General features: G+C 41.1%; 14 protein-coding genes and 1 other RNA gene. 4 read left to right on the top strand and 11 right to left on the bottom strand.

Annotated elements, in window-relative coordinates; all coding sequences use genetic code 11:
• Positions 1 to 27: 27 nt before the first annotated feature.
• Positions 28 to 873, top strand: a complete 846-nt coding sequence (locus tag SANK73390_RS07470; protein ID WP_261592584.1) for a LysR family transcriptional regulator — start codon at positions 28 to 30, stop codon at positions 871 to 873.
• 227 nt (positions 874 to 1,100) lie between these two features.
• Here the strand turns inward: SANK73390_RS07470 and SANK73390_RS07475 are convergent, their stop codons facing one another.
• From SANK73390_RS07475 to SANK73390_RS07490, 4 genes are read right to left on the bottom strand one after another with little or no spacing between them, the layout of a single operon-like run.
• Positions 1,101 to 2,270, bottom strand: a complete 1,170-nt coding sequence (locus SANK73390_RS07475; RefSeq protein ID WP_462765089.1) for an FAD-dependent monooxygenase — start codon at positions 2,268 to 2,270, stop codon at positions 1,101 to 1,103.
• Entirely contained in the window at positions 2,267 to 3,454 is a 1,188-nt protein-coding gene (ubiH, locus tag SANK73390_RS07480) for a 2-octaprenyl-6-methoxyphenyl hydroxylase (protein WP_462765091.1), read from the bottom strand. The genes SANK73390_RS07475 and ubiH overlap by 4 nt, the downstream gene beginning before the upstream one ends.
• Positions 3,455 to 3,463: 9 nt before the next feature.
• Positions 3,464 to 4,774, bottom strand: a complete 1,311-nt coding sequence (gene pepP / locus SANK73390_RS07485) for a Xaa-Pro aminopeptidase (RefSeq protein WP_462765093.1) — start codon at positions 4,772 to 4,774, stop codon at positions 3,464 to 3,466.
• Complete coding sequence (locus SANK73390_RS07490) at positions 4,774 to 5,331, bottom strand: UPF0149 family protein (RefSeq protein ID WP_261592588.1); 558 nt, start codon at positions 5,329 to 5,331, stop codon at positions 4,774 to 4,776. Before SANK73390_RS07490 ends, pepP begins: the two co-directional genes overlap by 1 nt.
• A gap of 195 nt (positions 5,332 to 5,526) precedes the next feature.
• Here SANK73390_RS07490 and ssrS point away from each other — a divergent pair.
• A non-coding RNA gene (gene ssrS, locus SANK73390_RS07495) (6S RNA) lies at positions 5,527 to 5,709 on the top strand.
• Positions 5,710 to 5,949: 240 nt separating this feature from the next.
• On the opposite strand, the gene SANK73390_RS07500 is transcribed toward ssrS, so the two are convergent.
• The 5 genes from SANK73390_RS07500 to rplU form a co-directional block, all read right to left on the bottom strand.
• A complete protein-coding gene (locus SANK73390_RS07500; protein ID WP_462765095.1) occupies positions 5,950 to 6,324 on the bottom strand; it encodes a DUF3718 domain-containing protein in 375 nt (124 codons plus the stop codon).
• A 79-nt stretch (positions 6,325 to 6,403) separates the two neighbouring features.
• Positions 6,404 to 6,895 (bottom strand): type 3 dihydrofolate reductase, encoded by a 492-nt coding sequence (gene folA / locus SANK73390_RS07505; protein WP_462765097.1) that lies wholly within the window; start codon positions 6,893 to 6,895, stop codon positions 6,404 to 6,406.
• A gap of 69 nt (positions 6,896 to 6,964) precedes the next feature.
• Positions 6,965 to 8,122, bottom strand: a complete 1,158-nt coding sequence (gene cgtA, locus SANK73390_RS07510) for an Obg family GTPase CgtA (protein ID WP_462765099.1) — start codon at positions 8,120 to 8,122, stop codon at positions 6,965 to 6,967.
• A 168-nt stretch (positions 8,123 to 8,290) separates the two neighbouring features.
• Positions 8,291 to 8,548, bottom strand: coding sequence for a 50S ribosomal protein L27 (gene rpmA / locus SANK73390_RS07515; RefSeq protein ID WP_261592592.1), 258 nt, complete (start codon positions 8,546 to 8,548; stop codon positions 8,291 to 8,293).
• A 17-nt stretch (positions 8,549 to 8,565) separates the two neighbouring features.
• The gene (gene rplU / locus SANK73390_RS07520; RefSeq protein ID WP_261592593.1) at positions 8,566 to 8,877 is read right to left on the bottom strand and encodes a 50S ribosomal protein L21; all 312 of its coding nucleotides are present in this window, start codon (positions 8,875 to 8,877) and stop codon (positions 8,566 to 8,568) included.
• Positions 8,878 to 9,247: 370 nt separating this feature from the next.
• Between rplU and ispB the strand changes: the two genes are divergently transcribed.
• Positions 9,248 to 10,219, top strand: coding sequence for an octaprenyl diphosphate synthase (gene ispB / locus SANK73390_RS07525; RefSeq protein WP_261592594.1), 972 nt, complete (start codon positions 9,248 to 9,250; stop codon positions 10,217 to 10,219).
• Positions 10,220 to 10,277: 58 nt separating this feature from the next.
• Here the strand turns inward: ispB and SANK73390_RS07530 are convergent, their stop codons facing one another.
• Together SANK73390_RS07530 and mutY are read right to left on the bottom strand one after the other, a co-directional pair.
• Entirely contained in the window at positions 10,278 to 10,553 is a 276-nt protein-coding gene (locus SANK73390_RS07530; protein WP_261592595.1) for an oxidative damage protection protein, read from the bottom strand.
• Positions 10,554 to 10,789: 236 nt separating this feature from the next.
• On the bottom strand, positions 10,790 to 11,848 hold the full coding sequence (gene mutY / locus SANK73390_RS07535; RefSeq protein ID WP_462765102.1) for an A/G-specific adenine glycosylase: 1,059 nt from the start codon (positions 11,846 to 11,848) through the stop codon (positions 10,790 to 10,792).
• Between the two features lie 129 nt (positions 11,849 to 11,977).
• On the opposite strand from mutY, the gene trmB reads away from it, so the two are divergent.
• Positions 11,978 to 12,703 (top strand): tRNA (guanosine(46)-N7)-methyltransferase TrmB, encoded by a 726-nt coding sequence (gene trmB, locus SANK73390_RS07540; RefSeq protein WP_462765104.1) that lies wholly within the window; start codon positions 11,978 to 11,980, stop codon positions 12,701 to 12,703.
• Positions 12,704 to 12,817 lie beyond the last annotated feature (114 nt).

A 12,817-nucleotide genomic window follows, 5' to 3' on the forward strand; every position in this document is an offset into this window, starting at 1 on the left:
TAGCTTTGTTAAATAGTATTTATTAATATGAAGAACTTATCGATTGATGGTTTACGCACCCTAGTCACTGTAGTCGACGTAGGTGGCTTTGCAAAAGCGGGTGAGCTGCTTGGCTTGTCACAGCCTGCCGTGTCGCTACAAATAAAACGCTTGGAAGAGATGCTCAATTGCAAACTGTTTAAAAAGCAGGGTCAACGGCAAGTACTAAACCAATATGGTGAATTGTTATTGCCCCTCGCTAAACAAATGCTGCAACAAAACGATGCCATAATTCAGCAGTTCACCTCTGAAAGCGTAACAGGAAAAGTACGCTTAGGTATACCCAGCGAGTTTGCGGCACGCATATTGCCATCAATTATTGGCGACTTTGTGTCTTTATATCCTGATGTATCGCTGGAGGTAAAGTCTCGACTGAGTAAACACTTGCTGTCAAGTTCAAGACAAGACCAATTTGACTTAGTACTGGCACTCAATGAGCAGTTGGACTCTGCCCATTATCCCATATTTATGCAAGATCAACTGGTATGGGTGGGCGACTTGTCAAAAGCAAGTACACAACAAGTAACACTTGTTACCGCACCTGAGGGATGCATTTATCGTCGCCGAGCAATTGAAGCACTGCAACAAGCCGGTATAAAACACCGTATTATTTATAGTAATGCCGACTTAACCGGTTTAATTGCTGCTCTCAAGGAAGGGTTGGGGATCACTGTATTAGCAAAAAGCACAGTACCCAGTGAGCTAAATTATCAAAGCCACACAGCACATTTACCCGAGCTTGGGCAAATAGGCATTTGTTTAATTAAAAACTCAGCTGAGTCAGTGCATGCAGTAGATAAATTAGCAGAGTTTATTGCTTTGCGGCTAGGCTGAATACTCGGGTTCATCATTGTTTTTCACCTTTACCAAAGTTAGACGCTTATATCACCTAGGCCCTGAAACAAGTTCAGGGTGACAAGGTATGTAGTAGTTCAGGGTGACAGTTAATGTAGTTCATGTAGTTCATGTAATTCTGGGTAACGGTAAATCTACAACAACTCGAAGCCCAAGTCTTTTCGCTGTCATCCTGACGAAGGTCAGGACCTGTTCCAAATAACTGCCTACTTGCCAACAGCCTCTTTGACAAAAAGGTGCTTAATTGGTCCAAGATTATCAACCAAACTCAAGCCAACCCCGCGTACCAACTTTTTCAAAGGATGAGCACCTTCAAACAACTCTTTGAGGCCTTGCATCATAGCAATATGCTTTTGTGCATCAAGCTTACGAGTGCGTTCGTACTCTCTTAATACTCTATGACTAGCAAACTCTTTATTTTTTTCATCACTTAGTAAGTCAATCAAAAGGGCCGCATCTTTTAGCCCTAAGTTCATACCAAGGCCCGCAAGTGGATGAATAGTATGCGCGGCATCGCCCATTAGCACTACCTTGTTATTTAACCACTGCTTTGCATAACGCATTCTAAGTGGAAATACAGCTCTATCATCTGCCACTTCACACAATCCGCATTGACCATCAATTGCAACGTTAAGCGCTTTATTAAATTCGTTTTTTGATAACGCCATCAGTCGCGCGGCTTCATTTGGTGACGTAGACCAAACAATTGAGTGGTGATGCTCATCTGACAGCGGTAAAAACGCCAGAGGTCCTGTCGGCAAAAAAACCTGTCTCGCTGTAAACTCATGAAATAATTGCGTTTTCACAGTAGCCACAATAGCATGATGATCATAGTCCCAAAAAGTCAGAGGCATTTTAAACTGCTGACGAATAGCTGAATTTGCCCCATCTGCAGCTACCAATAATTTAGCCATAATCGGCTCACCCGACTCAAGTGTTACTAAAACATCCGTATCCGTTTGGTGAATACTTTGATAACTCGTATTAAACGCCATGGTCACATTGCTAAATTGAGAAAGCTTATTAAAAAGCGCAAAGCGGATAGCGTCATTTTCAATAATATGGCCTAACTCAGGCAAGTCGAGCTCTTGGCTATTAAACGCTATTTTTCCAAAGCTATCTTGGTCTCGTACATCCATATGCGTATAAGGTGCTACACGCATCTCAATAATATCTTGCCACACAGCTAAGCGCTCAAACAAAGTTTGACTGGCTAAACTAATTGCACTGACTCGATTTGCATAAGTTTCTGCCAGTGCTCTAGGTTGTGAATTACTATCTATAACTTGCACACTGATATTAGCTTTAGCAAGGCCTAAAGCAAGTGTTAAGCCTACCGCCCCACCACCTACAATACAAACTTGAACTTGCTTCATTTAATATTTCCTTTGAGCACATGGCCCATTAACTGTTTAGCTAGCGGCGCTTTTAAACGAGTAGATAGTGCCATAGCAAATAAACCACAGCTTCGCCCTAATGCGACTAAGCGCGAAGAGTTAGAAAATAAACGCACCAATGAGTCTGTAAGAGTCATTACCATATTAATATCTTGCTCACGAGATAGCTCATAGCTGCGCGTAAAATGGTAGTTACCCAATTCTTGCTTGTCTGTATTGGCTAACACCGTCACCAAGCATTGAATATCACGCAACCCCAAATTAAAACCTTGTCCTGCAATAGGGTGAATGGCATGTGCAGCATTACCAATTAGCAAGCAACGATGGCTTACGACTTTATCAACACGCCCAAACATCAAAGGGTAGCTACTTCTCATTCCAACATGTGTAAATAAGCCAGCTCGATAGCCAAATGCTTGCTGTAACTGGGCTACAAATTGCTCAGGAGCCATTTGCAGGTACGGCTCTAACTGTGTGTTATTCATACACCAAACCAGCGAATATCTATCATCACTCATTGGTAATAAAGCCATAGGACCGTGCTCAGTAAAACGCTCAAACGCTTTACCATTATGCCCACCTTGAACTTGAATATTCGCAATGAGCGCACCTTGCTCATATACAACACTGCTAAAGTCAAATTTAAGTAAAGTGCGGGTAGGAGACTGCGCCCCATCGGCTATTATCAACAATTTAGCGCTCAGCTGTTGAGCATCGCTAAGTGTTATCTCAACCTGAGTATCACACTGCTTTAGCTCAGTCACGCTAGCTGGACAAAATAAGGTCACGCCTGCGCTATTAAGCTGCTGATGTAAAAAAGCACCATATGGATTCACTTCAACCACATAACCCAATGCATCACATTGGTAGTCATCATGGTTTATTTGGGTTTTACCAAAGTGGCCCCTGTCAGATACATTGACTTGTTTTATTGCCTGCGCGTATGTCCAGCTTGACTTAAACAGCCCTAAACTTTGTAAATAAACAACCGACTGTTGGGCAAATGCTATGCTCCTATCATCAAAACTTGGATGGACGTTGTCTTTGGGCGCGAAAGCTTCAACAACCCCAACTTTGTAATCTGCATTAAGCTTGCTTATTGCCAGTGCAGCAGTAGCACCAGCCATGCCACCACCCACAATTAGGATATCGAATTGTTGCAACCTTTTCTCCTAGCGTTGCATGAGCGCTTCTATGTCTGCGATTGATTTAGGCACCGCAGCAGTAAGATTTTCGAAGCCATCTTCAGTAATGAGTAAGTCATCTTCAATGCGAATACCTATACCTTTGAATTGTTCTGGTATTTGAGCATCTTCATCAAAATATAAACCGGGCTCAATGGTTAACACCATACCGGGTTCAAACGGCCTGTCTGCTTCGTCAAGTTTGTACTCACCCACATCATGTACATCAAGACCTAGCCAATGCCCAAGACCATGCATATAAAATGCTTTGCATGCTTGGTTATCTAGAAGTGTATCAACATCACCGGCTAAAATACCGAGTTGGATCAAACCTGTCGTCATTACCTTCATAGCTGCGTAATTTGCTTTGACCAAAGTACTACCCGGCTTTACTTGTGCAAAAGCTGCCTGCTGCGCTTTTAATACCAGTTCATACACTTGCTTTTGAGGTTCGGTGTATTTTCCTGAAACCGGAAATGTGCGGGTAATATCAGCTGCATACCCTTCTAACTCACAGCCTGAATCAATTAGTATCAAGTCACCGTTTTTAAGCACGTCACTATTTTCGGTGTAATGCAAAATATTGGCATTATTTCCCGAACCTACAATTGTGCCATAAGCTGGGTGACGCGCACCATTCATAGCATAATGATGATGTAATTCAGCCTCTAGTTGATACTCAGTTACTCCTGCTTTGGCAAAGCGCATTGCTCTTTTATGCCCTTCGCAACTGATTTGCGCTGCTTTGCGCATCACCGCAACTTCCGGCTCAGATTTAAATAACCTCATTTCATGAATCAACGGGCGGATATCTTTGATTATTTCTGGCGCGCGAAAACCTCTTTTAGGTGCACTACGTAGCGTATTTAGTAAACTCCATACTTTATCGTCAAAGGCACTATAAGTTCCCTGCCCAAAATACAGAACACGCTTACTATTAACTAACTCCTGCAACTTCTCATCAAGTTCGCTAAGTGGGTAAGTATTGTCAAACAAATATTGCTTTTTGGCTTGCTCATAACCCACGCGGCGACCATGCCAAATTTCCGCAATTTTGTCTTTGCTTCGACAAAATAAATGTGAGACCAGTTGCTCACTTTTGTCTTTGCAAAGTACTAGTATTGCGTCTGGTTCGTTAAAACCCGTTAAATAAAAAAAGTCACTGTCTTGGCGAAATGGAAACTCAGTATCTCGGCTACGAGTTAGCTCCACAGCAGCGGGAATGACTGCCACAGAGTTTTTATCTAGCTGTGATAAAAGGTGTGTTCTGCGCTTTAAAAACTCTTTTTGTTCAATCATTAGTGTATCGTCTTAGAAGTTGTTGCAGGGTCTTTGCCCATTTCAGCAAAACACAACATGGCCGATACACGAATATATTCAATGATCTCATGCAAGGCTTGCTGGTCCTCTTCAGTTTCATCAAAGTGACTATCAAGCTTCGTTATTTCAGTAAAGTCTCCTATCACTTCTTTAACATCATTTGATAACTTGCCATAGTCTTTTTGCTTGAGCCCAAAACCAAGCAAAAAGCCTGACACCCAAGCCACTAATGCATTAGCTTGATCAAGTAATGACTCATCTTCAGAGGGTAAAAATAGTTCAAAGTGAAATTCAGAGTCGCTAAAATGCTCAACCACATGCTTGTACATACGAGCAAAAAACTGTTTTAGCGCTTCGCTAAAGTTCTGACCTTCGTTGAATACATCGCTCAGTAACCCTAAATATTCTTTTTCTTCAATATTTAAACCACATGCCAACAAACCACTGATGGCACCATGTACTTCAGCTGGGGCAACAAAAATATCGTGTTTTTCAAGCAACAATTGTGCTTGCGTGTAGTCGTTTAATTCGCTCATCTGATCAACTTTTTTTCGCGTACAGTCACTTAATGCTAACACTGCAAGTATAGCAACTCCAAGCAATTGTATCCTATGGACTAAAATTCAAGCACTCTGATTATTAAAATAGCAGCAAAGCATAAAAACTCAGCAAACACACAACTATTTGCGTTTTATGGTTTCGACTTGCCTCGATGTTTTATATACTAAAGGTGTTCCCTAGCTCGTAGGACAGTAGATTAAGTCCCTGAGCCGATAAACTTTATTTAGGAATGTAGTTTACTTGCTACTGAGCATGCTTGGCATGTACCGAGAAGCCTACGGTGAGTTGTTGCGTTCCGCCTTGAACCTTAGGGTTCAAGGGCTGACATCCGCATCCGCGCCGCTGGGGAACATCTCTTCTTTTGATATACCTTTTAGCCACACCTATTTAACCTCAAGTTAGGATAAGAGTTTTAAAATAATAAACTCTAATTTTATTAAAACATTACTCATTATAACGAGCTAAATTACTCACTCTTTGCGTAAAAAAGTACGCCATGCAGAATAAACAGGCACAAAAAAACCCCACTTAAGTGAGGCTTTTCTTGGTCGTCTAATTAGTTGCACACAACTAGACGTTAATTCTTTAAATTATTAAAGACCTGCTCTGTCTTTAATTACAGCGATAAGAGGCGAACCACTGTGGCCATTACCTTCTGCCCACGCTATTTCAGCGCCATCAGCTAGAGTACTTTTTGGTAAGTTTTTAACGATATACTCGCCCGCATCAGCTGCGTTATTTACAATTGCATGGCGAAGCATATTGTTGCCGTTACACAAAACAGCATCAAAAATATTACGGATTTTAACACGTGAACTTTTCAGCTTTTTACGTAAGCTACTTTTGTCATCTGCTGCAATATATTCACACAGTGATATTGCTAATTGCTCGCTCGCATTTGCCTGATGGCTAAATGATAAAGAAGCCACACACAAAGAAACTGACACAAGCACAGTCGATAATTTCATTTCAAACACCCTCTAATACTTTATTCGTACCCCAAAACGAGTGTAATTGTAACAAGTTGCACAAAATTTAGCAATAAACTCATACTTTTTTGTTCAAAGTTACGAACTTATAGCTATGTAGGTTTTTTTCATCGGCATCACAAAGCTGCTCTTCAGTTACCTGCCAATGTGCAGATTTTGTGTAATCAGGAAAGCAAGTATCCCCTACCACTTCTAGGTCTATAAACGTCAGATATAAGCGGTCGCACAAAGGTAAGCACTGTTCATATATATGACCACCACCAATAATCATAACCTCTTGCACATCGCTAAGAAGCGCCAATGCTGCATCTGGAGAATTTACCACTTCAATTCCCGGTGCTTGATAGTTAGCATTTCGAGTGATCACAACATTACGTCTGCCCGGCAATGGGCGCCCTATTGATTCAAATGTCTTTCTTCCCATAACAACAGGCTTGTGCAAAGTCACTCTTTTAAAATGCTGTAAATCTGCAGGTAAATGCCATGGCATTTGGTTATCTTGACCAATAATCCGGTTGTTTGCCATCGCCGCTATCATGGAAACTATCACATCAAACCTCATTAATAATTTAGTATTAAAAAAGGGCCAAACAGCCCTTATTTATAAACGTAAGTATACTTATCTCTCGTAGATAACTTCAACATCATAATCGTCGTCATCCCAATCTTCGTCCCAGTCATCATCACTGGCATCTTTAGTTGCTTTACGGTGGTAAGTATCCCACTTAAATTCAACTTCCTCTTGCTCGGCTTCTGCTTCAAACTTATCTTTTGGCATACTTTCAAGTAATGTCATAATGTCGTAACACAGCGCTTGCGTATTGAGTTTATTAATAGCCGAAATACGATACACCTGCTGCGCATCTAATTCATTAGCAATACGCTCACAAATTGAATCTACTTCCTCTTGTGGCAATAGATCAATCTTATTTAAGATCAACCAGCGCGGCTTTTCTGCTAGTTTTGGGCTATATTGGTGAAGTTCATTGATAATAGAGAATGCATTATCAACTGGATCAGTCCCATCCACAGGCATAACGTCAATAATGTGTAATAATACTCGACAACGCTCTAAATGCTTTAAGAAGCGAATACCTAATCCGGCACCTTCTGATGCACCTTCAATCAAACCTGGAATATCTGCAATAACAAAAGACTTACTTGCTTCAGGTCTAACTACACCTAAATTTGGAATAAGCGTTGTAAACGGATAATCAGCAACTTTTGGTTTAGCAGCTGACACACTACGAATAAAAGTAGACTTACCCGCATTTGGTAGCCCTAACAAACCAACATCAGCTAACAGCATTAGTTCTAGTTTTAAGTTGCGTACTTCACCAGGTGTACCCAATGTTTTTTGGCGTGGCGCTCGGTTTACACTTGATTTAAAACGCGCATTGCCCAGACCATGAAAGCCACCTTTAGCAACCAAGAGCTTTTGCCCATTTTGCGTTAAGTCCCCCAAAGACTCTTCGGTATCAACGTCGCTTACACGTGTGCCTACTGGCACCTTCATGTATAAATCATTACCTTTTTTACCCGTACAATTTCTTGACTGGCCATTAGTACCACGTTCAGCACGGTGAAAACGCTCAAATTGATAATCAATTAGCGTATTCCAATTTTCATCAGCAATTAAATATACGCTACCACCATCCCCACCATCGCCGCCATCAGGGCCACCATCAGGGACATATTTCTCACGACGAAATGACACAATGCCACTCCCGCCATCGCCCGCTTCTGCGCGAATTTCAACTTCATCGACAAACTTCATGGTTACTCTCTTTTGACTGGGGGGTTCTAATACCGAAGTATAATACCTTTACCAATAAAGCATGAATCATTATTACATCAAGTAATAAAAACCTGCTTAAGCTGATAAGTTTTACTTTAGACAAACAAAAAACCCCGCCGTAGCGGGGTTTTTTAAATCTTTGACCGATTACTCAGCAACGATGCTAACGTATTTACGGTTTAAAGGACCTTTTTGCTCAAAAACAACTTTACCGTCTGATTTTGCAAAAATTGTATGGTCTTTACCGATACCTGCGTTAGTGCCAGCGTGGAACTTAGTACCACGTTGACGAACGATGATGTTACCCGCTAACACTGATTCGCCACCAAAACGTTTAACACCTAAGCGTTTACTTTCTGAATCGCGACCGTTACGAGTACTACCAGCTGCCTTCTTATGTGCCATCTTTCTGTACCTCTAAATTAAGCGCTAATGCCAGTGATTTTAACTTCAGTGAACCATTGACGATGGCCCATCTGCTTACGAGAATGCTTACGACGTCTAAACTTAACGACCTTAATCTTCTCACCGCGACCATGTGAAACAACCTCAGCTGTTATCTTGCCACCGTTTACGAACGGTGCACCGATCTCGATTTTCTCACCATCAGCAACTAGAAGTACTGAATCAAATTCAACTGCTGCACCAGTTTCAACGTCTAATTTCTCTAGACGAATTGTTTGACCTTCAGTCACACGGTGCTGTTTACCACCACTTTGGAAAACCGCGTACATAATTAACTCCGTCTGTGCGCCCTCAAATCGACGCAACTTAATATTCTTCAATAGGGCGCGAAGTTTACGCTAATGCTTAAATACAAGCAACCTTATTTTTGTAGAAAATGAATAAAAAGTGACAGCTTTGAGGGCGAATCATTATTTTTTGTTAGTCTATCCAAAAACACCACCAAACCAAAGCGCTTTTTTACACTTTTAAGACCACTTGCAAAAGCATATGAACCAATAAACAAGCAGCCTAAATAATCAACAACATATCGGGTATAAGTTATTTTTTCGGCCAGATCAGGACAAAATATCGAGCTAGTTAGAATTTTGTAGTACACTCGCGCTGTATATCGTAAATTTATTTTTGGCTTGGAGCACAATGGATATCAAAACTATCCAGACGTTAATCGAACCTGACATGCTTAACGTCAATCAACTTATTCATGCGCAAATGCAATCTGAAGTTGCTTTAATTAATCAACTTGGCCTGTATATTGTTAATAGCGGCGGTAAGCGCATTCGCCCAATGCTCACTCTACTAACTGCTAAAGCGCTAGCGTGCTCTGATGACCAACATATCACTTTGGCGACCATTGTAGAATTTATCCACACAGCAACATTGCTACATGATGACGTGGTAGATGAATCTGCACTTCGTCGTGGTGAGCCAACTGCTAATGCCGAATTTGGCAACGCAGCAAGCGTATTGGTTGGCGACTTTATTTATACTCGCTCATTCCAGTTAATGGTTGGCCTTAACAATATGCAAGTTATGCAAATTCTTGCTGACGCCACTAATGTGATAGCAGAAGGTGAAGTGTTGCAACTGATGAACTGCAATGACCCTGACACGACAGAGCAAAGTTATATGCAAGTTATCTACAGCAAAACCGCCAAGCTCTTTGAAGCGGCAACAATGTTACCTGCTGTGGTGCTTAAGCAATCAGAAGCAGTACAAGAGGCTCTAAAACTTTACGGAATGCACCTAGGTACAGCGTTTCAACTGGTAGATGATGTCTTAGATTACAGTGCTAATGCGCAACAAATGGGTAAAAACTTAGGTGATGACTTAGCCGAAGGTAAACCTACATTACCACTGATATATGCAATGCAACATGGCAGCAAACAGCAAGTTGAGCAAATACGTGAAGCTATAGAAACAGGTAATGGTATGGCTTACCTTAACGATATTCTAGCGACCTTAGAACAAACTAATGCGCTGGAATTTACAATGGCAAAGGCGAAAAATGAAGCACAAAAAGCCATCGATTACTTGACTGTTTTGGCTGACTCGCCATACAAAACCGCACTCGTTACGCTCGCCGAATTATCAGTTGCTCGAGATCATTAAACACTCGTATTTGTATTAAAAACTAAAAAACCGCATTTGCGGCTTTTTAGTTTTTAACTTACTTTTTATCTGGTGGGCGATAACCTTCAATTTCAACTTCTTTGCCTTCAAACAAAAAGCCCACCATTTGTTCTTCTAACAATGTCCGGTGCTCAGGATCCATCATATTGAGGTGCTTTTCATTAATTAGCATAGTTTGTTTATGCTGCCACTGCTGCCAAGCTTCTTTTGAAATATTGTTGAAAATCTTCTCACCCACCTCACCAGGGTATAATTGAAAGTCCAAACCGGGTGCTTCTTTTTGTAGCTTTTGACAAAATACAGTACGTGCCATAACGTTTTCCAAATTAAATTGAAGAAGAATATAATTAACCTCAGATTTGGATTAGAGTATTGAAATAGTAAATATGTAATAACTCACATTACTTATCATCCAATGATGATATTTTGTTCAATATCAAGGTGCTTTTATGTAGCAATAGCTGGCTATTAAAAATAAAAGCAACGCAGATAGTGGGCAAAATAGCTTTATTGGGCAAGTTCGCTTATCCAAAACTGAGATTAACTAGTCTAACTCATTGTGCTGAGGACTTTAACCAACTTTTTGGTTGGCGCAGCAAGCCCTACCTCAGGGTGCTGCTCTACATCATACCAAATAATTGGCTGTTCATGAGCAAAATCAGGAATATTGTCTAGCTTGAGTACTTGCGGGTGAATCGTTAACTCAAAATGAGTAAATATATGAACAAACGACTCTAATGACTTTATCTGGCCTTTAAATCCTTGCTGAGCAACAAACTGCTCTACGTCTTCAAATGATTGAAACTCAAAAAAACCAAACAGCCCGCCCCAAATGCCTGAACTAGGCCTTTTTTCCATAAGTACTTTGTTATGCGTATTTACAATTAAATGATACGCCTGCTTCTTAGGCTTTTCTTTTTTTGGTTTAGAGTTAGGATAGGCTTTAACCTGCTCATGTTTAAACGCCAAGCACTGACTCATCAATGGACAAGCTTCGCAGTCAAAATTGCTACGAGAGCAAGTGCTTGAACCTAAATCCATCATCGCTTGGTTAAACTCTGTAACATTACTTGTTGGTGTAATTGCATCACTGAGTGCCCAAAGCTGGTTTTCAACTTTTTTCACACCGTACCACCCTTGCACCATAAAAAAGCGAGCTAGCACACGCTTTACATTGCCGTCTAAAATGGGGTGATGCTGACCAAGCGCCAAGGATAATATAGCACCTGCGGTAGAGCGCCCTATCCCGGGTAATGCCATCATTTGCTCAAGTGACTGTGGAAATTCTCCTTTATACTCATTGCTCACGATTTTTGCTGTTTTATGAAGATTTCGAGCCCTAGCGTAATATCCTAACCCCGTCCAATGGTGAAGTACTTCGTCCTCTGGAGCCTTAGCTAACGCGTCGACAGTTGGAAAGCGCGCCATAAAACGCTCAAAATATGGGATCACAGTAATTACCTGAGTCTGCTGTAGCATGACCTCAGAGACCCACACTTTATAAGGCGTTTTCTCTAATTGCCAAGGTAACGTTTTTCGACCATGTAGGTGATACCAATTAACGACCTGCTCGGCAAACCACTTTGCTTGTTCACTAGATACCTGCATTAAACACACTATTTTTAAACATTTTTATAGCTCGCCAGTGTATGGTGCTTTTAAAAACAGTCAAGCTATTGTACTTATGTCCTCGAATAGGGATAATATGCGCCCGTTTTTTACACCGAAGAATTGATTATGAATGAATCGAGTAAAACCACGCTAGCGCAAGCTGAGCAAGAAGGTAAATATATTCGTAAAGTGCGTAGCTTTGTTAAGCGTGAAGGTCGTTTAACCAAAGGTCAACAAGCTGCTATTGATAAATGCTGGCCTGCTATGGGGTTAGAGCACAGCCAAGGTATGCTCGATTTTTCTCAAATTTTTGGAAATGACAACGGTGTGGTGCTAGAGATTGGCTTTGGCATGGGGAAATCTTTAGTCGAAATGGCAAAAAATGCGCCGGAGCTTAATTTTATCGGTATTGAAGTTCACCGCCCAGGTGTAGGTGCCTGCTTAATGGAAGCGGATGAACAACAAGTCACTAATCTGCGTGTATTTGAGCATGATGCCGTAGAAGTGCTGGCTGATTGCATTGCCGATGGCAGCCTAACAACAATGCAATTGTTTTTCCCTGATCCATGGCATAAAAAGCGTCATCATAAGCGTCGTATCGTACAACTTGAGTTTGTAGAAAGCTTGCGTAGCAAACTAAAAATTGGTGGTGTTTTCCATATGGCTACTGATTGGGAAAACTACGCGGAGCATATGCTTGACCTGATGCAAGCAGCGCCCGGCTATAAAAACATCTCTGAAGCTAACGATTTTGTACCGCGACCCGATAACCGCCCACTCACGAAATTTGAGCAACGCGGCCACCGTCTTGGTCATGGCGTTTGGGATCTAATGTTTAAGCGCACTCAGTAAGCCTAAACACAAATAAAACAAATTTTCTTAATACATTGATCATTCTAGTGGACTAAATAGCTCATTAACGGCGTTAAAAATTATTCATGTAGAATAATGCATATCGAAATTTTT

The sequence above is a fragment of the Pseudoalteromonas sp. SANK 73390 genome (genome assembly GCF_054966645.1).